Annotated in this window: 25 protein-coding genes and 2 riboswitches; of the genes, 11 read left to right on the top strand and 14 right to left on the bottom strand. The window is 68.6% G+C overall.

Annotated features, from left to right (window positions below; translation table 11 throughout):
* Positions 1 to 38: 38 nt before the first annotated feature.
* Genes H8N03_RS18520 through imuA form a run of 3 tightly spaced genes read right to left on the bottom strand, consistent with a single transcriptional unit; the run spans position 39 to position 5,190 of the window.
* Positions 39 to 3,212: an error-prone DNA polymerase gene (locus tag H8N03_RS18520; RefSeq protein ID WP_187077685.1), complete on the bottom strand. Its 3,174-nt coding sequence runs from the start codon at positions 3,210 to 3,212 to the stop codon at positions 39 to 41.
* A gap of 9 nt (positions 3,213 to 3,221) precedes the next feature.
* Positions 3,222 to 4,502 (bottom strand): Y-family DNA polymerase, encoded by a 1,281-nt coding sequence (locus tag H8N03_RS18515; RefSeq protein WP_187077684.1) that lies wholly within the window; start codon positions 4,500 to 4,502, stop codon positions 3,222 to 3,224.
* Positions 4,468 to 5,190, bottom strand: a complete 723-nt coding sequence (gene imuA / locus H8N03_RS18510) for a translesion DNA synthesis-associated protein ImuA (protein WP_187077683.1) — start codon at positions 5,188 to 5,190, stop codon at positions 4,468 to 4,470. Before imuA ends, H8N03_RS18515 begins: the two co-directional genes overlap by 35 nt.
* A 136-nt stretch (positions 5,191 to 5,326) precedes the next feature.
* Here imuA and H8N03_RS18505 point away from each other — a divergent pair, with 136 nt between their 5' ends.
* The 3 genes from H8N03_RS18505 to H8N03_RS18495 all read left to right on the top strand — a co-directional run bounded on the left by H8N03_RS18505 (position 5,327) and on the right by H8N03_RS18495 (position 8,868).
* Complete coding sequence (locus H8N03_RS18505; RefSeq protein ID WP_187077682.1) at positions 5,327 to 7,180, top strand: ABC transporter ATP-binding protein; 1,854 nt, start codon at positions 5,327 to 5,329, stop codon at positions 7,178 to 7,180.
* Positions 7,173 to 7,763 (top strand): DNA-3-methyladenine glycosylase, encoded by a 591-nt coding sequence (locus H8N03_RS18500; RefSeq protein ID WP_187077681.1) that lies wholly within the window; start codon positions 7,173 to 7,175, stop codon positions 7,761 to 7,763. The genes H8N03_RS18505 and H8N03_RS18500 overlap by 8 nt, the downstream gene beginning before the upstream one ends.
* A 223-nt stretch (positions 7,764 to 7,986) precedes the next feature.
* Entirely contained in the window at positions 7,987 to 8,868 is an 882-nt protein-coding gene (locus H8N03_RS18495; RefSeq protein ID WP_187077680.1) for a DMT family transporter, read from the top strand.
* A gap of 115 nt (positions 8,869 to 8,983) precedes the next feature.
* On the opposite strand, the gene H8N03_RS18490 is transcribed toward H8N03_RS18495, so the two are convergent.
* The 4 genes from H8N03_RS18490 to H8N03_RS18475 all read right to left on the bottom strand — a co-directional run bounded on the left by H8N03_RS18490 (position 8,984) and on the right by H8N03_RS18475 (position 12,548).
* Positions 8,984 to 9,574, bottom strand: coding sequence for a hypothetical protein (locus H8N03_RS18490; RefSeq protein ID WP_187077679.1), 591 nt, complete (start codon positions 9,572 to 9,574; stop codon positions 8,984 to 8,986).
* A gap of 128 nt (positions 9,575 to 9,702) precedes the next feature.
* On the bottom strand, positions 9,703 to 11,121 hold the full coding sequence (locus H8N03_RS18485) for a CoA transferase (protein ID WP_435531672.1): 1,419 nt from the start codon (positions 11,119 to 11,121) through the stop codon (positions 9,703 to 9,705).
* A gap of 72 nt (positions 11,122 to 11,193) precedes the next feature.
* Positions 11,194 to 11,835 carry a CoA transferase subunit B gene (locus H8N03_RS18480; RefSeq protein WP_187077678.1) on the bottom strand — a complete coding sequence of 214 codons (642 nt, stop codon included), beginning with the start codon at positions 11,833 to 11,835 and terminating at the stop codon, positions 11,194 to 11,196.
* A gap of 11 nt (positions 11,836 to 11,846) precedes the next feature.
* Positions 11,847 to 12,548 (bottom strand): CoA transferase subunit A, encoded by a 702-nt coding sequence (locus tag H8N03_RS18475; protein WP_187077677.1) that lies wholly within the window; start codon positions 12,546 to 12,548, stop codon positions 11,847 to 11,849.
* 99 nt (positions 12,549 to 12,647) lie between these two features.
* On the opposite strand from H8N03_RS18475, the gene H8N03_RS18470 reads away from it, so the two are divergent.
* On the top strand, positions 12,648 to 13,190 hold the full coding sequence (locus H8N03_RS18470) for a LuxR C-terminal-related transcriptional regulator (protein ID WP_187077676.1): 543 nt from the start codon (positions 12,648 to 12,650) through the stop codon (positions 13,188 to 13,190).
* A gap of 9 nt (positions 13,191 to 13,199) precedes the next feature.
* On the opposite strand, the gene H8N03_RS18465 is transcribed toward H8N03_RS18470, so the two are convergent.
* The 3 genes from H8N03_RS18465 to H8N03_RS18455 form a co-directional block, all read right to left on the bottom strand.
* Positions 13,200 to 14,144: a lysozyme inhibitor LprI family protein gene (locus H8N03_RS18465; protein ID WP_187077675.1), complete on the bottom strand. Its 945-nt coding sequence runs from the start codon at positions 14,142 to 14,144 to the stop codon at positions 13,200 to 13,202.
* A 91-nt stretch (positions 14,145 to 14,235) separates the two neighbouring features.
* Positions 14,236 to 14,619 (bottom strand): carboxymuconolactone decarboxylase family protein, encoded by a 384-nt coding sequence (locus H8N03_RS18460; protein WP_187077674.1) that lies wholly within the window; start codon positions 14,617 to 14,619, stop codon positions 14,236 to 14,238.
* A gap of 214 nt (positions 14,620 to 14,833) precedes the next feature.
* Entirely contained in the window at positions 14,834 to 16,288 is a 1,455-nt protein-coding gene (locus H8N03_RS18455) for a catalase (RefSeq protein ID WP_187077673.1), read from the bottom strand.
* A gap of 122 nt (positions 16,289 to 16,410) precedes the next feature.
* Between H8N03_RS18455 and H8N03_RS18450 the strand changes: the two genes are divergently transcribed.
* The gene (locus H8N03_RS18450; protein WP_187077672.1) at positions 16,411 to 16,986 is read left to right on the top strand and encodes a peroxidase-related enzyme; all 576 of its coding nucleotides are present in this window, start codon (positions 16,411 to 16,413) and stop codon (positions 16,984 to 16,986) included.
* 100 nt (positions 16,987 to 17,086) lie between these two features.
* On the opposite strand, the gene H8N03_RS18445 is transcribed toward H8N03_RS18450, so the two are convergent.
* The 4 genes from H8N03_RS18445 to H8N03_RS18430 form a co-directional block, all read right to left on the bottom strand.
* Entirely contained in the window at positions 17,087 to 17,623 is a 537-nt protein-coding gene (locus H8N03_RS18445; protein WP_187077671.1) for an REP-associated tyrosine transposase, read from the bottom strand.
* Between the two features lie 275 nt (positions 17,624 to 17,898).
* Entirely contained in the window at positions 17,899 to 18,318 is a 420-nt protein-coding gene (locus H8N03_RS18440) for an acyl-CoA thioesterase (protein WP_187077670.1), read from the bottom strand.
* A complete protein-coding gene (locus H8N03_RS18435) occupies positions 18,315 to 19,202 on the bottom strand; it encodes a DMT family transporter (protein ID WP_187077669.1) in 888 nt (295 codons plus the stop codon). The genes H8N03_RS18440 and H8N03_RS18435 overlap by 4 nt, the downstream gene beginning before the upstream one ends.
* A 19-nt stretch (positions 19,203 to 19,221) precedes the next feature.
* A complete protein-coding gene (locus tag H8N03_RS18430; protein ID WP_187077668.1) occupies positions 19,222 to 20,004 on the bottom strand; it encodes an SDR family oxidoreductase in 783 nt (260 codons plus the stop codon).
* A gap of 123 nt (positions 20,005 to 20,127) precedes the next feature.
* Between H8N03_RS18430 and H8N03_RS18425 the strand changes: the two genes are divergently transcribed.
* The 6 genes from H8N03_RS18425 (at position 20,128) to gcvH (ending at position 26,872) form a co-directional block, all read left to right on the top strand.
* Positions 20,128 to 21,804, top strand: a complete 1,677-nt coding sequence (locus H8N03_RS18425; RefSeq protein ID WP_187077667.1) for an electron transfer flavoprotein-ubiquinone oxidoreductase — start codon at positions 20,128 to 20,130, stop codon at positions 21,802 to 21,804.
* A gap of 344 nt (positions 21,805 to 22,148) precedes the next feature.
* A complete protein-coding gene (locus H8N03_RS18420) occupies positions 22,149 to 23,120 on the top strand; it encodes a TRAP transporter substrate-binding protein (protein WP_187077666.1) in 972 nt (323 codons plus the stop codon).
* Positions 23,121 to 23,281: 161 nt separating this feature from the next.
* Positions 23,282 to 23,776 carry a TRAP transporter small permease gene (locus H8N03_RS18415; RefSeq protein ID WP_187077665.1) on the top strand — a complete coding sequence of 165 codons (495 nt, stop codon included), beginning with the start codon at positions 23,282 to 23,284 and terminating at the stop codon, positions 23,774 to 23,776.
* On the top strand, positions 23,773 to 25,050 hold the full coding sequence (locus tag H8N03_RS18410) for a TRAP transporter large permease (protein ID WP_187077664.1): 1,278 nt from the start codon (positions 23,773 to 23,775) through the stop codon (positions 25,048 to 25,050). The genes H8N03_RS18415 and H8N03_RS18410 overlap by 4 nt, the downstream gene beginning before the upstream one ends.
* 51 nt (positions 25,051 to 25,101) lie before the next feature.
* Positions 25,102 to 25,181: riboswitch (glycine riboswitch) on the top strand.
* Positions 25,182 to 25,190: 9 nt separating this feature from the next.
* Positions 25,191 to 25,295, top strand: a riboswitch (glycine riboswitch).
* Between the two features lie 15 nt (positions 25,296 to 25,310).
* Positions 25,311 to 26,468: a glycine cleavage system aminomethyltransferase GcvT gene (gcvT, locus tag H8N03_RS18405; protein ID WP_187077663.1), complete on the top strand. Its 1,158-nt coding sequence runs from the start codon at positions 25,311 to 25,313 to the stop codon at positions 26,466 to 26,468.
* Positions 26,469 to 26,494: 26 nt separating this feature from the next.
* Positions 26,495 to 26,872: a glycine cleavage system protein GcvH gene (gcvH, locus tag H8N03_RS18400; protein ID WP_187077662.1), complete on the top strand. Its 378-nt coding sequence runs from the start codon at positions 26,495 to 26,497 to the stop codon at positions 26,870 to 26,872.
* Positions 26,873 to 26,879 lie beyond the last annotated feature (7 nt).

Below are 26,879 nucleotides of genomic sequence, written 5' to 3'. Positions count from 1 at the left end.
GCGGGCGCTCCCATCAAGAAGCGTGCCACTGTAGGGGATCAATGGAAATCGCGCGAGCTGCGCTGCCGCCCCAGCCGGCCGAGCAAGGGCGTGAGGTCCTCCAGCTGCTCGGCGATGACGTGGCGCACCTGGCCGCCGCTGTCCACGTCCCGCTGCCAGATGCCGCGCACGGCCATCAGCCTGGATTGCAGCAGCGCGTCGCGCTGGCGTTCGCGCACGTGCTTCCACACGATCACGTTCACCGGGCCGGTCTCGTCCTCGATCGTGACGAAGATGGTTCCGTTGGCCGTCTGCGGCTGCTGGCGCACCGTCACGATGCCGCAGGCGCCCACGCGGCGGTTGTGGGGCAGGTCGTGCAGTTCCTGCGCGCTCAGGAGCTTCATGCGCGCGAGACGATTGCGCAGCAGGGCCACAGGGTGGCGACGCAGCGTGAAGCCCATCGAGGCGTAGTCGAAGTAGATCTCCTCGCCTTCGCGCGCGGCTTCGAGCAGCAGGGGCTGTTCGTTGACGGGGGCGGATTGCAGCAAGGCCGGCGCCCTCCTCTGCGCCGCGGCTTCCCACACCTGCTGTCGGCGATGGCCAGCGAGGGACTTCAGGGCATCGGCGGCGGCGAGGGCGTTGAGGTCCTGCACGTCGAGTTGCGCGCGCAAGGCCATGTCTTCGACGGAAGTGAACGCTTGATCGTTGCGCGCGGCGACGATGCGGCGACCGGCAGCTTCACCGAGGGAGCCGACGAGGCGCAGACCCAAGCGCACGGGCGGCCGCCCCTGGGGGTCCAAATTGGGGTCAGATTCCAATTTCGTTCCGAAATTGGAATCTGACCCCAATTTGGAGTCCCAATCCGAGAAGCAGGCATCCGGCTCCAGCACCACCACCCCATGCCGCTGCGCATCCTGGATCAACTGCGACGGTGCATAGAAGCCCATGGGCTGCGAGTTGAGCATCGCGGCGAGGAAGCATTCGGGCTCGTGGCATTTGAGCCAGCTCGAGTCGTAGGCGAGCAGCGCGAAGCTGTACGCGTGGCTTTCGGGGAAGCCGTATTCGCCGAAGCCGAGGATCTGCTTGAAGATGCCCTCGGCGAACGCGCGGCGGTAGCCCTTGGCGAGCATGCCGTCGATCAGGCGGTCCTGGAACTTGTGAACGCCGCCGTGCCGCTTCCACGCCGCCATCGAGCGGCGCAGTTGATCCGCCTCGTCGGCGGAGAAGCCGGCGGCGATCATCGAGATCTGCATCACCTGCTCCTGGAAGATGGGGATCCCGAGCGTGCGCTCCAGCGCCGGCTTCAACGCTTCGCTTTCGTATTCGATCGCTTCGCCGCGCGACAGGCGCTCGCGCGCCTTCAGGTAAGGATGGATCATCCCGCCCTGGATCGGCCCCGGCCGCACGATGGCCACCTCGATCACCAGGTCGTAGAAGACCTGCGGCTTCAGCCGCGGCAGCATGGACATCTGCGCACGGCTCTCGATCTGGAAGACGCCCACGGTGTCGGCGCGGCAGATCATGTCGTAGGTGGCCTGGTCCTTGTCCGGGATGTCGGTCAACCGGAAGGGCACGCCGCGCCGGATGCTCACCAGGTCCAGGCAGCGCCGGATGGCCGTGAGCATGCCCAGGGCCAGCACGTCCACCTTCAGCAGCCCCATCTCCTCCAGGTCGTCCTTGTCCCACTGGATCACGGAGCGGTCCTTCATCGCCGCGTTCTCCACGGGCACGAGCCGAGTGAGCTTCCCTTGCGTGAGCACGAAGCCCCCCACGTGCTGCGAGAGATGACGAGGGAACCCCATCAACTCCTCCGTCAGCTCCATCCACAAGGCGACCGCCTTCTCCGGCACCTCCTCCTGCAGCGAAGCCGCGAGCTCGCCCACCTTCTGCACGCGCACGCCGCGTTCGTCGAACCAGAAATGGTCCTTGGCGAAGGCATCGACCAGCGTCTCCGGAATGTCCAGAGCCTTGCCGACGTCGCGGATCGCGGAGCGCGCACGGTAGCTCGCCACCACCGCGGCGATCGCGGAGCGGTCCCTGCCGTACTTGGCATAGATGTACTGGATGACCTCTTCGCGCCGCTCGTGCTCGAAGTCGACGTCGATGTCGGGCGGCTCCTTGCGCTCGCGGCTGATGAAGCGCTCGAACAGCAGGTCCGACCGCGCCGGGTCCACCGCCGTGATCCCCAGGCAGTAGCACACCGCGGAGTTCGCGGCCGAGCCCCGCCCCTGGCACAGGATGCCCAGGGATCGCGCGTGCCGCACGATGTCGTGCACCGTGAGGAAGAACATCTCGTAGGCGCAGTCGGAGATCAGGTCCAGCTCGCGCACGAGCTGGCGGCGCACCCGCCACGGCACGCCTTCCGGATACCTCGAACGCGCGCCTTCGATCGTGAAGCGGCGCAAGGCCTGCCGCGGCGTCAGCCCCGCGGGCACCGCCTCCAGCGGGTACTGGTACTTGATCTCCTCCAGGCTGAAGGTGCAGCGGTCCGCAACTTCCAGGGTGCGCTCCAGCAACTCGGGCGGGTATTGCGAAGCCAGCCGCATGCGATGGCGCAAATGCTGCTCCGCATTCGCCTGCAAGGCGAAGCCGCACTCCGGCACCGACTTGCCCAGGCGCACTGCCGTGATCACGTCCTGCAGGGGCTTGCGCGAGCGCGCATGCATGTGCACGTCGCCCGCAGCCACGAGCGGAACGCCGGTCGCTTCGCTCGCCCGCTGCAGGTCGTGCAGCCACAGGTCGTCCGATCCATCGAGCAGCAGTTCGGCGGCCAGCCAGAGATGGCCCTGGAAATGGCGCGCGCCCCAGTCCAGCCGTTCGCAAATGTCCTGCAGCGGCAGCCCGTGCCGCGGCGCGATCAGCACCTCGCAACCCTCGAGCAGCGAGAAGTTGCTGGACTCCCGCGTGCAGACGTACTCGCCCTTGCCGGCGATGCGGCGCGCGGCCGTGATGAACTCGCAAAGATTCCCCCACCCCGTGGCATGGCGCGCGAGCGCCACCAGGCGGAAGCCGTCCAGCGCGAACTCCGCCCCGAGCAGCAGCTTCAGGTTCAGCTTCTTCGCTTCGGCGTAGGCGCGCACGACGCCAGCGACGGAACATTCATCCGTGATCGCCAGGGCGGAATATCCCAGCTCGTGCGCGCGCTGCACCAGCTCCTGCGGATGCGAGGCACCCCGCTGGAAGGAGAAGTTGGAGAGGCAATGCAGCTCCGCGTAATCGGGCAGCCAGGACATGCCTTGCCTTCACGCGTAGATGCCGTGCAGGAACCACTGGGCGTGTTCCTGTTCGGCGGAAAGGCGTTCGCGGTAGATCCACAGCAGCCCCGCCTTCTCGCTGCGGGCGATGAAGTAGTCGCGCACCACGGGCGCCTCGACGTCGGAGTTCCACCAGCTGGTCTCGATGCGCCGCGCGCGCGTGAGCAGCTGCAGCGGTCCCTGGTACCAGGGTTGGTCGCCTTTCACCTGCAGGCGCAGCGGTTCGGTCAGCAGCCAGGACGGGAAGAGCACGTCCTCCGCCTTTCCCTCCCCGGGCGCAGGCTCCTGCGCGGACAAGGCCGGTACCCATTCCTGCATGGACTCGGGCCTGTGGTCCTGCCGCGGCTGCACGATCGTCACGTTCTTCGCGCCGAGACGCACGCTGAGGCGCTCCACCAGTTCGTGCAGTCGCTCGCCCTGCTTCTGGTCTTCGGGCAGCAGGCTCGTCGTGCGACCGCCCCAGGGCACCGTCTCCAGCGTGCGCAGGCGCAGGTGGTTGGCGGGGGCCGAGATCGTCGTGCGCGTGAGCCGCTCGGAAGCCAGCCTGCGCAGGTGGCGCATGTCCTGCGTGGGCTGCGCGGTGCGCAGCTCCACCTTCTCCGTCGACGGCAAGGGCTTGCCGTCGATGCGGCGCAGGTCCAGCGTCCATTCCAGTTCGAGCGCGAGCACGCCGAGGTTGCGGGCCTGCAGCCAGGCTTGCAGGCGATGCAGCAGGTGCGAACTGGCCTGCAGCAACTCCGGTGCGGAGGTGGCGAGTTCCGGCAGCTCCTGGTTCTCGTCGAAGACGGCAGGCAGCGAGAGCCATTCGTAGCGCTCGGGCTTGTCGCCCCAGGCGCGGTCCAGCGCATCGAGCAGTTCGCTGCCGAACCTGCGCGCGACACCGGCGCGCGGGAGCTCGCGCAATTCACCCAGCGTGGTGACGCCGACGCGCTCCAGTGTGTCGAGGTGGGCCTGGGCCGCCGTGAACGTCGCAAGCGGCAAGCCCCAGGGCACGGCGAGCGGCATGCTCTGCCCGCCGCGTTGCAGCCGCAGCAGGGACAAGGCCATCAGGGAGGTCGGGCCCGCGGCCCAGGGCATGGTCTCCAGCCCGCTCGCGCGCAAGAGCCGGCGCAGCAGGCGCTTGCGCCCGCCGAACAGCCGCTCCGAAGCGCCCACTTCCAGGAGCAGGGCTTCGTCGACGCAAGCGACGCGGGGGGTGAACTGCAACGCTCGCCAGCCCCACGCCTTCGCATCGTCATGCGGCAAGGGTTGCAGGGCGATCCAGTACATGCGATCCGGTGGGAAGGGGCTGCAGCAGCGGGCGGCGGTTCTGCCGCGCCCCCAGCAGGGAGGACAACATCTGCGGCTGGGCGCGCAACACCAGCGGCTCCAGCAAGGGCGGGCCGCGCCTCTTGAGGACCAGCACCTCCAGGGTTTCGGTGCCTTGCACCAGCAGGCGCAGGCGCGCGGGCGACGACTGCTCGCGCGCGGAGAGCGGCCGGAACACGACCAGCAGCTTCTGACCGGCTTGCGCGCAGAGGTGCAGCCGGCGCAGTTCCTCCGCCCGCGCACGCGGCACCCATGCCAGCACCGCGCTCACATCCGCGCAGCGCAAGGCCTGCTCCGCGGCCCAGAGCCTTGATGCGGGGCGCTCCGCATGGACGCACATCAGGCGCTCAGGGGCAATGCCCTGCGCGCGCAGGCTGGGCCCGAAAGGCTGGTAAGGTGGATGCACCAGCACGGCGGGATCGCGTCCCGCGATGGCTGCGGCCACCCCCGCTCCCAGCAATTGCCAGACATGCTGCTGCGCTTCGCCCTGCAGCACCTCGACCAGGCTGCCCAGGGGCCAGCCGCGTCCCGGCAGTTGCGCATCGAGCGCAGGATGGCCGGTGGGCACGGTGGTTTCCTGGGCCTGCGCCAGTTCCCTGCCGCGCCACACGTGGGGCAGGTCGGGAGCGGGGAGCGGTCTGGCAGCCATGGCAGAAGTACTGGTTGTTTATACAGTATCTTTCCCGCCGCTGGAAAGCATTCCGCCCTGTCCGACCCCCGGGCGTGGCGATTCCGTTAAAACTCCCGGTCCGCCACCGCATGGGGCGGCCGCCCTGGAGACCTCGTTGTACCGGCTCTTCGAAAAACTGATCCACCCTTATCCCGAGGAGGTCCCGCGGGACCTGCCGAAGAACTTCTTTTCCTTCGTCTGGGCCTGCACCGTCGGGCTGCGCGGGTACCTGGTGGTGCTCGCCATCCTGAGCGCCGCCATCTCAGCCTGGGAAGCCTGGCTCTTCGCCATCCTCGGCCACGTGGTGGACTGGCTGACCAACACCCCGCGCGACATGCTGTGGCAGCAGGAGCGCGGGACCTTGTATGCCTTCGCGCTGCTGCTGTTCTCCAGCGTGGCGCTGGTCGGCTTCCACACTTTCCTCAAGCACCAGGCGCTGGCCATCAACTTCCCGCTGCGCCTGCGCTGGAACTTCCACCGCATGATGCTGGGGCAGAGCCTCTCGTTCTACTCCGACGAGTTCGCGGGCCGCATCACCACCAAGGTGATGCAGACGGCGCTGGCCGTGCGCGAGATGCTGTTCACCGTGATCGAGGTGGTGATCGCCATCGGCGTCTACTTCATCACCATCCTGGCGCTGGCCGGCAGCTTCGACAAGCAGCTGATGCTGCCTTTCGCCATCTGGCTCGCCTGCTATGCGGCGTCGTGCATCTACTTCGTGCCGCGGCTCGCGCGCATCGGCAAGGCGCAGGCGGATGCGCGGGCGATGATGACGGGGCGCATCACCGACGCGTACACCAACATCTCCACGGTGAAGCTCTTCTCGCACACGCACCGCGAGGCCGGCTTCGCGCGGCAGGCGATGACGGAGTTCATGAACACGGGCTACCGGCAGATGCGGCTGGTGAGCGGGTTCGAGATCGTCAACCACACGCTGGTGGTGTCGCTGATCGTGGGCGCCTCGGGGTTCGCCGTGTGGCTGTGGACGCAGGGGCAGGTGGGCGTCGGCGCAGTGGCGGCAGTCACGGCCATGACCTTGCGCGTGAGCGGCATGTCGCACTGGATCATGTGGGAGATGGCGTCGCTGTTCGAGAACATCGGCACCATCCAGGACGGCATCGGCACCCTGACCCGCCCGCGGCAGGTGCTGGACGCGCCGGACGCCAGGCCGCTGGAAGTGTCGCGCGGCGAAGTGCGCTTCGAGGACGTGCGCTTCGGCTACGGCAAGCCGCAGCCGGTGATCTCGGACTTCGACCTGGTGATCCGTCCCGGCGAGAAGGTGGGGCTGATCGGGCGCTCCGGCGCCGGCAAGTCGACGCTGGTGAACCTGCTGCTGCGCTTCTACGACATCGAAGGCGGCCGCATCCTCATCGACGGGCAGGACATTGCCCATGTCACGCAGGACAGCCTGCGCGCCAGCATCGGCATGGTCACGCAGGACACGTCGCTGCTGCACCGCTCGGTGCACGACAACATCAGCTACGGGCGGCCCACTGCAAGCGAAGAGGATCTGGTGCAGGCCGCGAAGCGCGCACAGGCGCACGAGTTCATCCAGAAGCTCACGGATCCGCAGGGCCGCGCCGGCTACGAAGCGCACGTCGGCGAACGCGGCGTGAAGCTCTCGGGCGGCCAGCGCCAGCGCATCGCCATCGCGCGCGTGATGCTCAAGGACGCGCCCATCCTGCTGCTGGACGAAGCCACGAGCGCGCTCGATTCCGAAGTGGAAGCGGCGATCCAGGCGAGCCTGCAGGAGCTGATGCAGGGCAAGACGGTGATCGCGATCGCGCACCGGCTGTCCACCATCGCAGCACTGGACCGGCTGGTCGTGATGGACCAGGGCCGCATCGTGGAGCAAGGCACGCACCGCGAGCTGCTGGCACAGGGCGGCCTGTACGCCAGCCTGTGGGCGCACCAGAGCGGCGGCTTCCTGGGCGAGTCGACGGACGAGGAGGAGCCGGCGCATGCCTAGGCGCTTGAAGCCCGCCGACTTCCTGGGCAACGCGCCCGACATGGCACGCACGCTGATCGGCGCCGTGCTGCTGGTGGACGGCGTGGGCGGCCGCATCGTGGAGACGGAGGCCTACGACCGCGAGGATCCGGCGTCGCACAGCCACTCCGGCCCCACGCCGCGCAACAAGGCGATGTTCGGGCCGCCCGGGCGTGCGTACGTGTACCGCTCGTACGGCATCCACTGGTGCCTGAATTTCGTGTGCCGCGAAGAAGGGCATGGCGCGGGAGTGCTGATCCGCGCGATCGAGCCCCTGGAGGGAATCGCCGTGATGTGCGAGCGCCGGGGGATGCACGACGTGCGTCTCCTCTGCTCGGGCCCCGGCCGCGTGGGCCAGGCGCTGGCGATCGTGCACGACTACAACGGCCACCGCCTGGACCAGAAGCCCTTCGAGGTGCATGCGGCGGATCGTGCGTACGACATCGTCGTGGGCCCGCGCATCGGCATCAGCAAGGCCGCGGACGTGCCCTGGCGGTTCGGCCTCGCGGGCTCGCCTTTCGTGAGTCGACGTTTTCCGGCGAAGGCGGATATCATCCGCGCATGAACACGCAACGAGCCCTCCCCGCCGCGCGCGCGGACGCGCTCGCCTGCTGCCCGCCTCCTCCTTCCGCACCTCCGCCGCGCGCCTGAGCGCCGGCCCCTCCCCCTTTTCGTCATTGGCGGGTTGACCCGCGTAGGCTGGGTTTCGCGCCAACGAACCCCAGCATGTCGGCGCATCGCTGGGGTGCGCTCACGCGCAACCCAGCCTACCTTCCGAGGTGTGGACCATGGAATTCCTCTCCCGCGGCGCGGCGTCCTTCGCCCCGACCGCCCTCTTCGTGCTGCTGTGGAGCAGCGGCGCGATCTTCTCCAAGTCGGGCCTGGCGCAGGCCAGCTCCGTCGTCTTCCTCGCCTTGCGCTTCGGCCTGGCGCTGGCGGTCATCTCCCTGATCGCGTGGAAACGCGGACGATGGTTGCCGCGAGTAGGTACCGCGCGGCAGGTGGCGCTCACGGGTGCGGTGCTGGTGGCCGGCTACTCGCTGTTCTACCTGCAGGCGCTGGATGCCGGCGTCACGCCGGGCCTGCTCGCCACGCTGCTCGGGTTGCAGCCGGTGCTGACCTTGCTGCTCACGGAAAGGCCGCTGCAGGCGCGGCGGCTTGGCGGGCTCGCCCTGGCCCTCGCGGGCGTCACGCTCGTCGTGCTCGACAGCCTGCTGCTCGCGCGGCTCGCTCCCGCTGGCCTGCTGTTCGCCTTTGCCGCCCTTGCCTGCATCACGGCGGGCACGCTGATGCAGAAGCGGCTGCAGCAAGCGCCTCTCGACGTGCTGCCGCTGCAATACGCGGTGGCCTGTACCGTGTTCGCGCTGCTGCTGCTCGTTTCCCCGTTGCGGGTGGAATGGTCGGCGGAACTGGCCGTCTCCGTCGGCTGGCTCGGCCTGGTCATCTCCGTCGCGGCCACGCTGCTGCTCTACCGGCTGCTGCAGGCCGGCAACCTCGTGGACGTGACGAGCCTGTTCTACCTCGTGCCGGCGGGCACCGCGGTGCTGGACTGGCTGCTGCTCGGCAACGCGATGGCGCCGGCTGCCCTGTGCGGCACTGCGGCGATCCTGGCCGGGGTGATCATCGTGACGAGGTCCTGTAGGGTGGCCGGCGGCACGCCGGGAAGGTGAACGAAGTGAACCCCACCGATGTGCGCGCGCACGGGCCGCACGGTGGGGTTCGCTGGCGCTCACCGGCCGCGGCTGCGCCGCGCCACCCTGCAAGGCCGGGATGCGACTCAGGGTTTCAGCGCTGCACCGAAACGCGGTCGCCGCGCTGGATGATGGTCATCGGCGGGTTGCGCATCTCGGTGATGATGGTCTCGTCCTTCGGCGCGGGGCCGGCGCCCATCGCGGTGGTGTTCACGGACGAAGCACGGGCGAGCGCCGTGTCGGCCGGGATCACGCTGAAGGTCGGGATGTCGGCGCGGGCGGCCGCGCCGGGCGGCACCAGCACGATGTCGCCCGCCACCACGGTGTGCGGGAGGTTCTGCCGCATCGCCGTGTCGCGGTCCGTCAGCAGGGGCGCGGAGCTGGACGGCGACAGCTGCCGGCCGGTGCGCTCCATGCGGATCGTGTTCACCGGGACCATCGGGCCGGTGGGACGCGCGACCTGCGCGATGTTGACCGGGGAGCAGCTTGCGCCCTGGTCGAAGACGAGGCTGTGTCCGGCGGGAAAGCGCTCGGCGACCGCCTGGTGCAAGGGCAGGCTCATGTCGACCGGTGCATCCACGCCACGGTAGACAACACGGTTGTTGCCGTCGTACACGGTGTAGCAGGCCATGGCATTCGCACCCGCCAGCAGCAGCCCGCACAGAACTCCCAGTTTGTATTTCATGACGTGCCCTTCCACCGTCCAGGACGGCGCAATGTTCGATGGCGGGATGATGAGCACCCGGCCGTGCATAGTGCGCAGGCGGAGCCAGTCATCCGGTGTCAGCGGCCTTCCCGCGCCGCTAGCGGACGTTACCAGCGCGCGGGGGAATCGCCCGGGCGCTCCGACGGTCGGCTCCAGGCCGCGGGCGTGCGGCCGAGCTGGGCGGCGTGCCGCGGCGCCCGCAAGGCACCCCAGGCCGAGGGGCTGGTCTCGCAGAACGGCTCCAGGTCCGGCGGCGTGACGGAGAGGCCGCCAGGCACGCGCCCGAGCTGGCGCAGCCAGTGGCCGGTCTGGGCCAGCGAGACCTCCACGTGCCAGCTGCCGCCTTCCCGCTGCTGGCGGTGGAGCGCCGCGGCGGCACCGAAGGCGATCAGGTAGCCCGTCGCCTCGTCCAGGATCTGCATGGGCAGCGCGCGAGGCTTGGCCGGCACGCCGGCAGCTTCCGCTTCGGCGGCATTGAAGCCGGTGGCCGTCTGCACGAGGGAGTCGAAGCCGCGGCGGTCACGCCACGGGCCTTGCGTGCCATACGCGGAGAGCGACACGGCGACGATGCCTGGCCGGCGCCGTGCCAGCGCTTCGGGGCCAAAGCCGAGCGAGGCGAGGCCGCCGGGGCGGTAGCCTTGCACGAAGACGTGCGCGGTCTCCAGCAGCATGTCGAGCGTGGCACGGCCGGCGTCGGTGCGCAGGTCCACCAGCGCCGAGCGCTTGCCGCGGCTGGTGTCGGCGATCGCTTCGATGTTGGGCAGGTGCGGCGCGTTCACGAGCATCACGTCGGCCCCGTAAGCCGCCAGCGCGCGGCCGCCGACCGGGCCGGCGAGGATGCGCGTGAGGTCGAGCACGCGCACGCCGGCCAGCGGGCGGTCGTGTTCGTGGAGGTCCGCGAGCCGGCGCGGCGGCGCGTCGCCGATGCGCGTGAGCGTGAAGAGCGGCTGCGCGGCGATCGCGCGGCCCTGCCCGGTGGCGTCCCATGCGGCGAAGCTGCGCAGCGCGGTGGCGACGAGCCCGGCTTCGGCGGCAGCGGTTTCGAAGGCGACGGCGTCCCATCCCAGCATCGCCGCTTCGGCGGCCGGCCGGTCGGCCGTGGCGGGATCGAGGCCGAGCAGGCGCAAGGCGCCTTCGCGGTGGTGCGCGAAGTTGGCGTGCACGCGCACCCAGCCGTCGCGCGTGCGGTAGAGGCCGGAGAACTTGTCCCAGAGCTCGGGCACCCGGCCGTCGATGCTGAACCAGGCGAGGCATTCGGCCGCGGCGTGGGTGGCGTCCACCGTGACCGACTGGCGCGGGGTGCCGCGCAGGTGGCCGAGTTCGCAAGCGGCCAGGGCGGCCGCAGCGATGGTGGTTTGCGCGGCGGTCGCCACGCGGAAGGAGGACGGGTAGACGGGGTCGGTGCCGGGGAGGTGGGCAAACGACAGCGCCTCGGCAGGGAGGCCTGCGAGGCGCCAGAGATGGGAGAGCGCTTCGCGCGCGGTGGGGATCACTTCGTTCACCTGCCGGCGCTGGCGCGCCGCCACCCTACGACGCCTTGGTAGGGTGGCGCGGCGCAGCCGCGGACGGTGAGCGCAGCGAACCCCACCGATCGGACCTCACTTCAGCAGCTTCACGCCCGTCTTGGCCTGCACGAAGTCGAACGTCACTTCCGGCGCGAGCTCCACGACCTTCAGCCCTTGCGGCGTCACGTCGAACACCCCCAGGTCCGTGATCACCCGGTCCACCACGGCCACGCCGGTCAGCGGCAGCGTGCACTCGGGCAGGATCTTCAGGTCCTCGGTGCCGTCCTTCTTCTTCGCCACGTGCTCCATCAGCACGATCACGCGCGGCACGCCGGCCACGAGGTCCATGGCGCCGCCCATGCCCTTGACCATCTTGCCCGGGATCATCCAGTTGGCGAGGTCGCCCTTCTCGCTCACCTGCATGGCGCCGAGGATCGACAGGTTGATCTTGCCGCCGCGGATCATCGCGAAGCTGTCGTGGCTGCCGAAGATCGACGAGCCCTTGATCGTGGTGACGGTCTGCTTGCCGGCGTTGATCAGGTCGGCGTCGACTTCGTCCTCGTAGGGGAAGGGGCCGATGCCCAGCATGCCGTTCTCGCTCTGCAGCCACACCTCGATGTGGTCCGGCACGTGGTTCGCCACCAGCGTGGGAATGCCGATGCCGAGGTTCACGTAGAAGCCGTCCTGCAGCTCCTTGGCCGCGCGCGCGGCCATCTGGTCTTGGGTCCAGGCCATGTTCTTGCTCCTTACTTGCGCGGGCGGGTGGTCATCTTCTCGATGCGCTTTTCCGGCGTCGGGTTGTGCACGATGCGGTGCACGTAGATGCCGGGCAGGTGCACGTCGTCCGGGGCGAGCTCGCCCGTCGCCACGATCTTCTCCACCTCGACGATGCACACCTTGCCGGCCATGGCGGCCGCGGGGTTGAAGTTGCGCGCCGTCAGGTTGAAGCGCAGGTTGCCGCTCCTGTCCGCCACGTCGGCCTTCACCAGCGCCACGTCGGGCACCAGCGAACGCTCCATCACGTAGGTCTCGCCGTCGAACTCGCGCAGCTCCTTGCCCTCCGCGACGATCGTGCCGACGCCCGTCTTCGTGAAGAAGGCGGGAATGCCGGCGCCGCCGGCGCGCAGCTTCTCGGCCAGCGTGCCCTGGGGCGTGAATTCCAGCTCCAGCTCGCCCGCCAGGTACTGGCGCTCGAACTCCTTGTTCTCGCCGACGTACGAGGAGATCATCTTCCTGATCTGCCGCGTCTCCAGCAGCTTGCCGAGGCCGAAGCCGTCGACGCCCGCGTTGTTGGAGATGACCGTCAGGTCCTTCACGCCGCTGGCCTTCAGCGCCTCGATCAGCGCCTCGGGAATGCCGCAGAGGCCGAAGCCGCCGACAGCCATGAGCTGCCCGCTCTTGACGACGCCGTCGAGCGCCGCCGCCGCATTGGGATAGATCTTGTTCACACCGCTCTCCTGCTGGAAGGGCCTTCATGAGGGGACGGCCCGGCTGCGCGTTACGATACTACCTACGATGCTACGTAGTACTCCCTAGAGGATCACCCCATGGACGTCGATTACCGGCTCGCCTTCGAGCTTGCGCCCGTGGGCCTGTGCGTCTCGCGCAACCGCGTCATTGTGGACTGCAATGCCCAGCTTTGCGAGATGTTCGGCTGGTCCCGCGAGCTGCTCAAAGGCCAGTCCTTCCTCGTGCTCTACCCGAGCGCGGAGGAATACGAGCGCCTCGGCCAGCGCATGATCCCGATCCTGAACGCGAAGGGCCGCTACGCGGACGACCGCATCATGAAGCGCGCCAGCGGCGAGGTGTTCTGGTGCCACGTGACCGGGCGCGCGCTGAACCGCGCATCGCCGCACGAAGCCGGCATCTGGGCCTTCGAGGACCTGAGCGCCCAGCGGCCCGTGAAGGCGGAACTCACGCCGCGCGAGCGCGAGGTCGCCGCGCGCCTGCTGGAAGGCCTCACCTCCAAGGAAATCGGCAAGACGCTGGAGATCAGCCACCGCACGGTGGAGATCTACCGCGCGCGCCTCATGCGCAAGTACCGCGCCAACACCACCGCGGACCTCGTGCACAAGCTGATGGCCGGCTGAGGCCGCGCATCAGAACTCGTCGAGCAGCTGCGCGCGGCGCTGCGCGTACCACTGCAGCAGGCAGGCCTTGTCCTGGCAGCGGGCATCGCGTTGCGCGAGCGCCTGCGCGTCGCGCTGCTGCATCCCGCCGCGGTCGCGCGTGACGCTCGCGGCCTGGGCGCGCAGGCGCTCGATGTCGTGTTCCAGCTGCGCGAGCTCCGGGTCGGAGCGCACCAGCTCGGGCGCGGAACCCCGCCGGGGTGCCGCGGTGGGCGCAGCGCCCATGGTGGCGGTGGAAGGCTCCTGCACGCGTGCCGTGGTTTCGTTGAGCGGCGCTGCCGTGCGAAGCGCCGCGTGCAGCGTTTCCGGCGCCTGCAGGGCAGCGAGCCTTTGTTCGGCCAGGCGCGTCTTGGAGGCATTGCGTCCCAGCGCGGTCGCATACGTGCCGGCGCTCTGCGAGAACAAGGTGGACGCGCGCTGCAGCAGGCCCTCGCGCGTGGCTTCCAGGTCCTCGCGCGCGGCGAGGAGGACGTAGTGCTGGCCGAGCTGCGACTTCACGTCCGCGAGCGGCGTCGACGCGGGGCCGCTGGACTTCTCGGCGATGTGGCAGGCGGCGAGCAAGGCGACTTCGGCATCACGCAGGCGGCCCTCGCCCGTGGCTTCCTTCGCGACGGCGAGGAAGGCGGACGCATCGGCGTGGTTCGCATTGGCCAGCACGGGCTCGAGGGTGAAGCGCCCGTCGGCGTCGTCGCTCGCGTTGGCCAGGGCCTGCGCGGGACAGCTGCTCGCGAGCGTCACCGGCTGCGCGACGATGGGCACCGGTTCGGCCGGCGCCGGGGGAGCCGCCGCGACGTGGAAGCCGCGCGCTTCCGGCGGGGCCCCGGGGGACGACCACTTCACATAGGCAGTCACGGCCAGGGCCGCCGCCATCGCTCCGGCCGCGAACAGGGCCGCGCTGCGCCATTGCTTGTCCATGCGCCACCATACGGCCCGACGCGGCAGCACGGTGGCCGGCGTCACAACTTGCGCCAGCGGTCACATCCAGCGACCGCAACGCTGAGGCAGCCTACTTCGCGTCGATCACTTCCGCGGCGGTGCGGAAGGCATCCAGCGCCGCCGGGAAGCCGCAGTAGACGCTCGCGTGCAGGAAGATCTCCTGCAGCTCCGCCGGCGTCACGCCGTTGTTCAGCGCACCGCGCACGTGGATCTTGAGCTCGTGCATCTTGCCGAGGCCGACCAGCATGGCGACCGTGACGATGCTGCGCGTCTTCAGGTCCAGGCCGGGCCGCTGCCAGGTGTTGCCCCAGGCGTGCTTGGTCACGAGTTCCTGCAGCGGCGCCGTGAAGTCGGTGACCTTGGAGAGGGATGCATCGACGTAGGCGTCGCCGAGGACCTGCCGGCGGGTCTTGAGGCCGGCCTGGGTTTCGGGATCGTTGGAGAGTTGCAGCATGGGGGCTCCGGCGAGGGGGAAGGCGCGAGCATACGCTGGCGCGCCGCCACCCTATGGCAGCGGCTTGTAGGGTGGCGCGGCGAAGCCGCGGCAGTTGAGCGAACGCGAACCCCACCGACCGGGCGTCAGCCCGCGTACCCCATCGCCACGTGCGACAACACCACCGCGATCCCTCCCGCGCCGATCGCGACCCCAAGCACTTTCCTGATCGCCTTCATCCCTTCACCCCCAATTTCCTCGCCACCTCCGCCCCGTACCGCGGATCCGCCTTCGCGAAATGCCCCAGCTGCCGCTCCCGGATCTCCTGCGGCACGCCGCGCATGGCGTTCGCAATGTTGGTCGTGAGCCGGTCCTGCGCGTCCGCGGTCATCAGGCGGAACAGGTTGCCCGCCTGCGTGAAGTCGTCGTCGTGTCCCCGCGGGTCGTAGCGGCCCGCGACGCCTTCGAGGGCCCAGCCCGGATCGCCGTGGCCGAAGCCGCGCGCATCGGTGCCGAACGCATTCACGTTGTCGTAGTTCGCCACCGCCCCGCCGTTGTCGACCGTCATCGCGCCGTCCCGCTGCTGGTGGTGGAAGGGGCAGCGCGGACGGTTCACGGGCAGGTGCTGGTGGTTGGTGCCCACGCGGTACAGCTGCGCGTCGTGGTACGCGAAGAGGCGGCCTTGCAGCATCCTGTCCGGCGAGTAGCCCAGGCCCGGCACCACGTTCGCGGGAGAGAAGGCGGCCTGCTCCACCTCGGCGTGGTAGTTCTCCGGGTTCAGGTTCAGCTCCAGCACGCCCACGGGCAGGCGCGGGAAGTCCTTGTGGGGCCAGACCTTGGTCAGGTCGAAGGCGTTCCAGCCGGTGCGCTTCTCCCATTCCACGCGCTGCACGTCGGTCATCACCTGGATGGACACGTCCCAGCGCGGGAAGTCGCCGCGATCGATGGCCTGGTACAGGTCGCGCTGCGCGTAGTCCGGGTCCTCGCCGGCGATGCGCACGGCCTGGTCCGCCGTGAGGTTGCGGATGCCCTGCTGCGTCTTGAAGTGCCACTTCACCCACACGCGCTCGCCGTCGGCGCTGATCATGCTGAAGGTGTGGCTGCCGAAGCCGTCCATGTGGCGATAGCCGTCGGGCGTGCCGCGGTCGGAGAAGAGCATCGTCACCTGGTGCAGCGACTCGGGCGCGCGGCTCCAGAAGTCCCACATCATCGTGGGCGACTTCATGTTGGTCTGCGGATCGCGCTTCTGCGTGTGGACGAAGTCGGGGAACTTGATCGGGTCCTTGATGAAGAACATGGGCGTGTTGTTGCCCGCCAGGTCCCAGTTGCCCTCTTCCGTGTAGAAGCGCACGGCGAAGCCGCGCGGGTCGCGCTCGGTGTCGGCCGAGCCCTTCTCGCCGCCGACCGTGGAGAAGCGGACGAAGGTGTCGGTCTCCTTGCCGATGCGGTCGAACAGCTTCGCCTTCGTGTACTGCGTGATGTCGTGCGTGACGGTGAAGGTGCCGTACGCGCCGGAGCCCTTGGCGTGCACCACGCGCTCGGGGATGCGCTCGCGGTTGAAGTGCTGCAGCTTCTCGATCAGGTGGAAGTCCTGCAGCAGGATCGGCCCGCGCGGGCCGGCGGTGAGGCTGTTCTGGTTGTCGGCGACCGGGATCCCGGAAGCGGTGGTGAGACGGGGCGGCTGGCGCATCGGAATGCCTTTCGTTTGCAGTGCGGGCAGTGTGATTTCCGCTGCAAAATAAATAAAGGCAATTGCCTTTATGGCGGCGATAGGAAGTAGCCCCAGGCAGGCGCGGCGGCTATCCTCGCCCGATGACCCGCTACCCCATGCCCGAACTCAAGGACCTGCCCGAGGACATGCGCCAGCGCATCCTGGAGGTGCAGGAAAAGAGCGGCTTCGTGCCGAACGTCTTCCTCGCGCTCGCGCGCCGGCCCGCGGAGTGGCGGGCCTTCTTCGCGTACCACGACGCGCTGATGCTGAAGGAGACGGGGTCGCTGACCAAGGGCGAGCGCGAGATGATCGTCACGGCGACCAGCGCGGCCAACCAGTGCCTCTACTGCGTGGTGGCGCACGGCGCCATCCTGCGCATCTACGAGAAGAAGCCGCTGGTGGCCGACCAGGTGGCGGTGAACTACCGCAAGGCCGACATCACGCCGCGCCAGCGCGCGATGCTGGATTTCGCGATGAAGGTCTGCCTGCGCTCGCACGAGATCGCGGACGCCGACTTCGCGGCCCTGCACCCGCACGGCTTCGACGACGAGGACATCTGGGACATCGCGGCGATCACGGCCTTCTTCGGCCTGTCGAACCGGATGGCGAGCTTCTCGGACATGATGCCGAATGCGGAGTTCTACCTGATGGGGCGGGTGCCGCGGGAGAAGAAGTAGGCTGGGTTGCGCGAAGCGCACCCCAGCGATCCGCGCGCGACAAGAAGGCTGGGGTGCCCTCCGGGCAACCCAGCCTACGGGCGCGCATGCACCCGCGCACTCACTCGCCGAACCTCCCCTCCACCCCCACCGCCATCCCCCAATCCACCGGCACCACGCCCTCCCGCACGTACCGGTGAAAACTCGAATGCGGCCAGTCCGCCGCCCGCTGCACCCATCCATGCTTCACCGGGTTGAAGTGGATGTAGTCGACGTGCTTCCCGAGATCCTCCTCGTCACGGACCTGGTGTTCCCAGAAGCGCCGCTGCCAAAGTGAACGTTCGGCGTCCCCCCGCCGGCGCCCCGCGGACGCATCCAGCAATCGCCGTGACAGGAGCTCCCGTGTGAACCGCCGCTTGATCAGCATCCAGCGCACGGAGAAATCCGCGTCGCCTTCGGGCAGGGTCCACAGGGCATGAAGGTGGTCCGGCAACACCACCATCGCGTCGATGCGGAAAGGGTGCCGCGCCTTCGCCGCGGCGACGGAGGCACGCAGCACATCGACGTGGTCGACCAGCCAGCGCGCGCCGCGATCCTGCAGGACGACGGTGAAGAAGTACGTGGCGCCGGCGGCGTTGGCGCGGATGTAGTGGCGCATGCCGGTGCAACGCGGCATGGCGGGCGCGGGATGTCGTCAGTTTGTGGGAGGGCGGCCAGCAGGCTGGGTTGCGCGAAGTCGGCGTCGGCTGGTTGCGTGAAGTCGGCGTCGGCTGGTTGCGCGAAGGTGACGTCGGCTGTTGCGCGGAGGCGGCGTAGGCTGGGTTGCGCGTAGCGCACCCCAGCGTTCACGGCGGCGGCAAAAAAGCTGGGGTGCCCTGCGGGCAACCCAGCCTACGGCCGTTTCGCGCAAGCGCCCGACGACCTCTCCACCACCTATTCGACCAGCGCCCGGAACCACTCCGGCATCGCCACCGACTTCTGCTTCGGGAAGTCCACCCACACCGTCGTCGCGCCGCCCGAGGCGTAGACCACGCCGGGGTCGTCCACACGCTCGATCGTCGCCCAGCTCTCGAAGCTGCTGCGGCCCGGGTCGCTGGCGTACATCTTCACGACGATGTCGCCCGGGTACTCCAGCTGCTTGTGGAAGTTGCAGAACGCGTTGACGATCAGCGGCCCCTCGCCTTGCGGGTTGGGCGGGCAGCCGACCTTCTCCATCCAGTCGATGCGCGCGATCTCGAGGTACCGGAAGTACAGCGTGTTGTTCACGTGGCCCATGGCATCCATGTCGCCCCAGCGGAGGGGGATCTGCAGCGTGTGGACCAGCTTCTTGCGTTCGGGGAGTTCGAGCTTCATCGGTGGGCGTGGATGGCGGCCAGGATGCCGAGGGTGAAGAGGACGACCGCCGCGGCCTGCGCGGGCGTGGGCCAGCGGCCGTCCCAGGCGAAAGAATAAGCGAGCGCGAACAGCGTCTCGCTCACGATCAGCTGGCCGCACAGGCTGGCGGACAGGCGCCGGCTCGCCACGTTCCAGAGGATGGTGGCCAGCCACGCGGAACCCGCGCCCGTGGCGAGCGCCAGCACGGCGAACAGTCCCAGGTCGGGCTGCGCGCGCAGTTGCGACGCGTCGGAGCCGGCCACCAGCCACAGCAGGATCGCCCCGGCGCCGGTGGCGAGGCCCAGCCAGTTCGCCCAGTCGGTGACGCGCACTTCCGGATGGCGCTTCAACCACGCGGAATTCAGCAGCGCGAAGGCCGTCCAGCTCGCCAGCGAGGCGGCGGCGAACAGCAGCCCGCGCACGTAGTGCTCTCCATGCGCGCCACCGGCAGCGCCGCGCGGCGACAGCGCCATCAGGGCGAGCCCGGCTGCCGTGAGCACGATGCCCGGCACCAGCGCGCCCCAGCGCAGGTGCCCCGGCTTGCCCAGCAGCATCACCCAGATCGGGATGGTGCCGATGATGAGGGTCGGCACCTCCGTGCCCGCATCGCGGATCGCGAGCACGAGCAGCAGGTAGTAGCCGGTGAAGCCGAGGAGGCTGAGGCCGATGGCGGACAACGCCTGCGAAGCATTCGGCAGCGGCCGGCGCGCCGTCACGCCCACCAGGACGGCGACCGCCCCGTATGCCACGAAGCGGCCCGACGCGAGGTCGACGGCGCTGAAGCCGCTGACCATCCGCGGTGCGACGAACACGAGCCCCCACAGGGCGCCGGCACCGACGCCGGCCAGCACGCCCGTCAGCATGCGCCCGAGGCGGGCCGCCTCACAGGCTGAGGCCGTCGTCGGCGGAGATCACCGCGCCGTTGATGAAGTGGCTGCGGTCGGACGCGAGCATCAGCAGCGCCGAGTCCAGGTCTTCCGGCTTGCCGACGCGCTTGCGCGGCAGCATCTGCACCAGCTTCTGGCCCTGCTCCGTCTGCCAGTGGTGGTGGTTGATCTCCGTGTCGATGTAGCCGGGGCACAGCGCATTGACGTTGATGCCGAAGCGGCCCCACTCCAGCGCGAAGGCCTTGGTCATGTGCACCACCGCGGCCTTGCTCATCGCATACACGCCGATCTGCGGCAGCACCCGCAGGCCCGCGGCCGAGGCGATGTTGATGATGTGCCCGCCCGTGAAGGTGCCGGGCGCCGCGCCGCGGGCCCGGGCCAGCATGCGCTTGCCCACTTCCTGCGCGACGAAGAACGCGCCGCGCACGTTGGTGTCGAAGACGTAGTCGAAGTCTTCCTCGCCCACGTCCTGGATGCGCTGCGTGGTGCTCACGCCCGAGTTGTTGACGAGGATGTCGATCGAGCCCATCTCGGTCTCGGCATGCGCCACGGCGGCCTTGATGCTCTCGACGCTCGTGACGTCCAGGCCCACGACGTGCGCGTCGCCGCCCTCGCCCTCGATCTGGGCACGCAGGTCCTTCAGCTTCTCGATGCGGCGCGCCGCCAGCACCACCGCCGCGCCGGAGCGGGCCAGCGTGCGTGCGAACTGCGCGCCCAGGCCGCTCGATGCGCCCGTAACGAAGGCGACACGGCCGGACAAGTCGATGCTGTAAGCCACTGGGAGTCCTCTCTAGAATGAATAGCACGATCGTTCGCTGCGAGCGAAGCGCGCCGGTAGAATGCACGAGCCTCCGCGGCGGCGTACCGCGCGTGCGCTCGAACCATTATCGACGAGACCCCCATGACCCAAGAAGAAATCCTGGCCCAGTTCGGACCGCGCGAAGCGATGGAATACGACGTGGTCGTCGTCGGCGGCGGCCCCGCCGGGTTGGCCACCGCGATCCACCTCAAACAGCTTGCGGCCGGAGAGGGCAAGGAAATCTCGGTGGTGGTGCTCGAGAAGGGCTCGGAGCCGGGCGCGCACATCCTGTCCGGCGCCATCGTGGACCCGAAGGCGTTGACGGAACTCATCCCCGACTGGAAGGAAAAGGGCGCGCCGCTGAACGTGCCCGTCACCGAGGACATCTTCCTGTTCCTCGGCGAGAAGGGCGCCACGCGCGTGCCCAACTTCCTGCTGCCGCCCAACTTCGGCAACCACGGCAACTACATCGTGAGCCTCGCCAACGTGGTGCGCTGGCTCGCGCAGCAGGCCGAGGAACTGGGCGTGGAGATCTTCCCCGGCTTCCCCGCGGCCGAAGTCCTCTACAACGAGGACGGCTCCGTCAAGGGCGTCGCCACCGGCAACATGGGCGTGGGCAAGGACGGCGAGCCGACCGAGAACTTCCAGCTCGGGATGGAACTGCACGCCAAGTACACGGTCTTCGCCGAAGGCGCGCGCGGCCACCTGGGCCGCCAGCTCATCTCGCGCTTCAAGCTCGATGAGGGTCGCGACCCGCAGAGCTATTCCATCGGCATCAAGGAAGTGTGGGAAATCGATCCGTCCCGCCACCAGCCCGGCCTCGCCCTGCACAGCGCGGGCTGGCCGCTCGACGAGATGACCTACGGCGGTTCATTCCTGTACCACATGGAGAACAACCAGGTCGCGATCGGCTTCGTGGTGGGCCTCGACTACGCCAACCCCTACCTCTCGCCCTTCGAGGAGTTCCAGCGCTTCAAGACGCACCCGAACATCCGCTGGTACTTCGACGGCGGCACGGCCAAGCGCCTGGGCTACGGCGCCCGCGCGCTGACGGTGGGCGGCATCCTGTCGCTGCCGAAGACGGTGTTCCCGGGCGGCGCGCTCGTTGGCGACGACGCCGGCTACCTGAACGCCTCGCGCATCAAGGGCAGCCACGCCGCGATCAAGACCGGCATGCTGGCGGCGCGCGCCGCATTCGACGCGGTCCAGGCGGGACGGCAGCACGACGAACTCACCGCGTACCCGGAAGCCTTCGAGAAGTCCTGGCTGTTCACGGAGCTGAACAAGGCGCGCAACTTCAAGCAATGGTTCAAGAAGGGCCGCTCGGTGGCGACCTTCATGACGGGCATCGAGCAGTTCCTGCTGCGCGGGAGCATCCCGTGGACGCTGCACCGCGAGCGCCCGGACCACACCTACCTGAAGCCGGCGGCGGAGTGCAAGCCCATCGTGTACCCGAAGCCGGACGGCAAGCTGACCTTCGACCGGCTGTCTTCGGTGTTCATCTCGAACACGAACCATGCCGAGGACCAGCCGGCGCACCTGACGCTGAAGGATCCCTCGGTGCCGGTGGACGTCAACCTGCACAAGTTTGCGGGCCCCGAGAGCCGCTACTGCCCCGCCGCGGTGTACGAGTTCGTGCAGGAAGACGGCAAGGAGCGGCTGCAGATCAACGCGCAGAACTGCGTGCACTGCAAGACCTGCGACATCAAGGACCCGACGCAGAACATCGTGTGGGTCACGCCCGAGGGCGGCGGCGGGCCGAATTACACGAACATGTAGCGGCGAGGCGCTGGGGTGCGCTTCGCGCAACCCAGCCTACGGACATCGCGGGTTCGCGGCCGACTGCCCCTGGTACGCTGGGGTGCGCTTCGCGCAACCCAGCCTACGAACATCGCGGAATCGCGGCCGACTGCCCCTGGTACGCTGGGGTGCGCTTCGCGCAACCCAGCCTACGAACATCGCGGAATCGCGGCGGACTGCCCCTGGTAGGCTGGGTTGCGCGAAGCGCACCCCAGCGAATCCTGACGCATGCTGACGCTGCGCGTCGGTAGAACTCCGGTGGTAAGACCAGTCCACGGTGCGGCATGATGGGTCGTCGAAGACCCATACCTCCAGGAGACCCCATGAAGTACACGAAGCTCTTCACCGTGCTGGCCGCGGGCCTGCTCGCCAGCTCGCTGGCGTCCGCCCAGACCACGATGAAGATCAGCATCTCCACCGCCCAGAACTCTCACCAGGGCGTGGCGATCGACACCTTCGCGAAGGAAGTCGAGAAGCGCACCAACGGCCGCTACAAGGTCCAGACCTTCTACAACGGCTCGCTGGGCGGCGAGCGCGAGTCGATCGAGGCGGTGCAGCTCGGCACGCAGGAGCTGGCTTTCAGCTCCACCGGCCCGGTGCCCAACTTCGTGCCCGAGACCAAGATCCTGGACGTGCCCTTCCTGTTCCGCGACAAGGCGCACGCCCGCGCCGTGCTGGACGGCCCGATCGGCCAGGAGCTGCTGACCAAGTTCGACGCCAAGGGCTTCAAGGCGCTGGCGTGGGCCGAGAACGGCTTCCGCCACATGACCAACAGCAAGCGCGACGTGAAGGCGCCCGAGGACCTCAAGGGCCTGAAGATGCGCACCATGGAGAACCCGGTGCACATCGCCGCCTACAAGGGCTTCGGCATCATCACCACGCCCATGGCCTTCCCCGAAGTGTTCACCGCCCTGCAGCAGGGCACGGTGGACGGCCAGGAGAACCCGCTGTCGGTGATCATCTCCGCCAAGTTCGACCAGGTGCAGAAGCACCTGTCGCTGACCGGCCACGTCTACTCGCCCTGCATCTTCGTGATGAACAAGGGCGCGTTCGACAAGCTGTCCGCCGCGGACAAGACGGCCTTCCTGGAGGCCGCCAAGGTCGCCACCGCCGCCAACCGCGCGCGCGTGGACGAGGACGACGCCAAGGGCGTGGCCGACCTGCGCGCCAAGGGCATGACCGTGATCGACAACGTCGACAAGGCCAAGTTCGTGCAGGCCCTGGCGCCGGTGAACGCCGAGTTCGAGAAGCAGTTCGGCAAGGCGAACCTGGAACGCATCCGCAACTTCAAGTGACATGCGTCGCGGCGCTGCGCGCCGCATCGCATGTCATCCCGGCGCAGGCCGGGATCCATGAGGCGGCCGATGGGGGCGCCTCATGGATTGCGGGTCGAGCCCGCCATGACATGCAGGAAGGCCCGCCCCGTGCGGGCCTTTTCGCGAGGGGAAACAGAAACGTGAAAGAAACCTTCCTGCGCATCGAGCGCTTCACCAGCAGCCTGGCCATGGCGGGCGCCTGCCTCATGCTGGTGATCGCCAGCGCGCTCGGCATGTTCCAGATCGTCACCCGCTTCGTGCTGGAGCAGCCGGCGGAGTGGAGCGAGATCCTGATCCGGCTGTCGCTGATCTGGATGGTGTTCCTCGGCATCCCCCTCGCCTTCCGCCAGGGCGCGATGGTGAGCGTCGACGTGGTGTACCGCACGGTGCCCCCGAAGGCACGCCGCGTGCTGGACTGGATGGTCGCCCTCGCTTCGCTGATCCTGGTCGGCGTGATCCTCTGGTGGGGCTGGGACTACGCCGTGCGCGGCAAGGTGCAGTCCATGGCCGGACTGGAATCGATCTCCATGTTCTGGGGCTACCTCGCCCTGCCGGTGGGGGCCCTGTTCTCCATCCTCGGCGTCATCGGCAACCTCCTCGACCCGCAGCGCCACGAACTGGAGACCGCGCAATGACCACCGCCATGCTCGCCACCATGGTGCTGTGCTTCGCGCTCAGCGTCTCGGTGGCCGTCTCGATCGGCCTGTCCGCCCTCGTCGGCATGCAGGCCAGCAACGCGCACATGCTCATCTCCGTCAAGGAGATGTTCAACGCGATCAACAAGTTTCCGCTCGCGGCGATCCCTTTCTTCATCCTCGCGGGCAACCTGATGGAGACCGGCGGCATCTCGCGCCGGCTCGTCGAATTTGCCAAGAGCATCGTCGGCGGCGTGCAGGGCGGCCTGCCCATGACCTGCGTGCTCACCTGCATGATCTTCGCGGCGGTGTCGGGCTCCTCGGTGGCCACCACCTTCGCGATCGGCGCCATCCTGATCCCGGCGCTGATCAAGCACGGCTACCCCACGAGCTACGCGGCGGCGCTGCAGGCGACGTCGGCGGAACTGGGCGTGATCATCCCGCCTTCCATCCCGATGATCCTGTACGGCGTGAGCGCCGAAGTCTCCATCGGCGAGCTGTTCATCGCCGGCTTCGGCCCCGGCATCCTGATCGGCGGCGCGCTGATGCTGTTCGTGTGGATCTGGTGCAAGTGGAAGGGCTGGGGCAAGGACGACGGCGACGGCCGACTGCCGTTCGGCCGCGCCTTCCTGCAGGCCGGGTGGGCGCTGCTGATGCCCGTGATCATCCTGGGCGGCATCTACGGCGGCGTGTTCACGCCGACGGAGGCCTCCGCGGTGGCGGTGTTCTATGCGCTCGTCGTGGGCGTCTTCGTGTACCGCGAGATCAGGCTGACGGACCTGTACGCGATACTGCGCAAGTCGGTGATCTCGTCGGCCGTGATCATGTTCATCATCGCCAACGCGGGGCTGTTCGCCTTCCTGATCACGCGCGCCGGCGTGCCGGAGGCGATCGGCCGCTACCTGGAGAGCGTGCTGCAGAGCCCTGCGATGTTCCTGCTGGGCGTGAACCTGGCGCTGTTCGTCATCGGCATGTTCATCGAGACCAGCGCGTCCATCATCGTGCTGGCGCCCATCCTCGCGCCGGTGGCGCAGCACTTCGGCATCGACCCGGTGCACTTCGGCCTGATCATGGTGGTGAACCTGGCGCTGGGCATGATCACGCCGCCCTTCGGCGTGAACCTCTTCGCCGCCTGCACGGTGGCGAAGATCTCGCTGGACCGCATCATCACGCAGCTGATCCCCTTCGTGCTGGTGGTGCTGGCGTGCCTGATGGTGATCACGTACGTGCCGCAGCTGTCGCTGGGGCTGCGGGACCTGGTGTACGCGAAGTGACTTGGCGACAGCCAAGTCATCCTGGCGTAGGCCAGGATCAATCAAGCTAGAATCGCGCCGTCAGGAGAGAGTTCCGCCAGGAACCGCCGAAGGCGCAACAACGCTCAGGCACCCAGGACTGACAAGCGCCCCGCAAGGGGCGTCACCTTGCTGGAGAGAGGCCGCACCGTCGAGCTGCGGCCCACCGAAGGAGCAAGCCTCGACGCGAGGTGAATCTCTCAGGTAAAGCGGACAGCACGGGCCCGCCCATCGTGTGTACGATGGCCTTTCGCCCCCGTGGAGTCGCCGTGTCCGCCGCCGAACAAGAGCTACAGAAGACACCCTTGCATGCCCTGCACCTGGAACTCGGTGCGCGCATGGTCCCCTTCGCCGGCTACAGCATGCCGGTCCAGTACCCCGCCGGCCTGATCGCCGAACACCGCCAGACGCGCGAGAGCGCCGGCCTGTTCGACGTGTCGCACATGGGCCAGCTGCGGCTGTCCGGTCCCGATGCCGCGGCGGCTTTCGAAAGCCTCATGCCCGTGGACGTGGTCGGCCTCGCGCCCGGACGGCAGCGCTACGGCCTGCTGCTCACGGAAGCCGGCACGATCATCGACGACCTCATGTTCGTCAACCGCGGCGACCACCTGTTCGTGATCGTCAACGGCGCCTGCAAGCACGGCGACCTGGCGCACATGCAGGAACGCATCGGCAAGCGCTGCGAGATCGTCCCCATGTTCGACCGCGGCCTGCTCGCGCTGCAAGGCCCCAAGGCCGTGCATGCGCTCAAGGCCGTGATCCCCGGCGTGGAGAAGCTGGTGTTCATGACCGGCTCCGAGTTCCGCTGGAACGGCGCCGACCTGTTCATCACCCGCAGCGGCTACACCGGCGAGGACGGCTTCGAGATCTCGGTGCCGGCCGACCAGGCCGAAGCGCTCGCCCGCGCCCTGCTCGCGCAACATGAGGTGACGCCGGTGGGCCTGGGCGCGCGCAACTCGCTGCGCCTGGAAGCCGGCCTCTGCCTCTACGGCAACGACATCGACACGACGACGACGCCGGTGGAAGCGGCGCTCAACTGGGCCATCCAGAAGGTGCGCCGCACGGGCGGCGAGCGCGCCGGCGGCTTCCCCGGTGCCGACAAGGTGCTGGGCCAGCTCGATGGCACCGTGCCGGTCGAGAAGAAGCGCGTGGGCCTGGTCGCCCAGGAGCGCGTGCCCGTGCGCGAGCACACCGAGCTGCAGGCCACCGAAGGCGTGCGCCTGGGCGAAGTCACGAGCGGCCTGCTCGCACCCACCATCGACAAGCCGATCGCCATGGGCTACCTGCCGCCGCACCACGCCGCCGTGGGCCAGCAGGTGCACGCCCTCGTGCGCGGCAAGCTGGTGCCCATGGAAGTGAGCGCCACGCCCTTCGTCCCCAACCGTTACTACCGCGGCTGAAGACCGCCCCGAGAAGGAGAGAACCCATGACCGTCAAGTACACGCCCGAGCACGAGTGGATCCAGCTGGAAGAACACGAAGCCGCCGTCGTCGGCATCACCCTGCACGCGCAGGATGCGCTGGGCGACGTGGTCTTCGTGGACCTGCCGGAAGTGGGCCGCAGCTACAACAAGGGCGACGTCACGGGCGTCGTGGAATCCGTGAAGGCGGCGGCGGACGTGTACATGCCGATCGCCGGCGAGATCACCGAAGTCAACGAAGACCTGCGCAACGATCCCTCGCTGGCCAACAAGGACCCGATGGGCAACGGCTGGTTCTTCAAGATGCGCATCAAGGACATGGGCGAGTTCGACGCGCTCATGGACGAGCCGGCGTACCAGAAGTTCGTCAAGGCGAACGCGTAGAGAGGTC

Origin of the sequence: Ramlibacter cellulosilyticus, assembly GCF_014297465.1 — a bacterium.
Lineage (GTDB): Bacteria > Pseudomonadota > Gammaproteobacteria > Burkholderiales > Burkholderiaceae_C > Ramlibacter > Ramlibacter cellulosilyticus.
The sequence above is the reverse complement of the archived record's forward strand: the minus strand, read 5'-3'. Positions and strand labels throughout refer to the sequence as shown.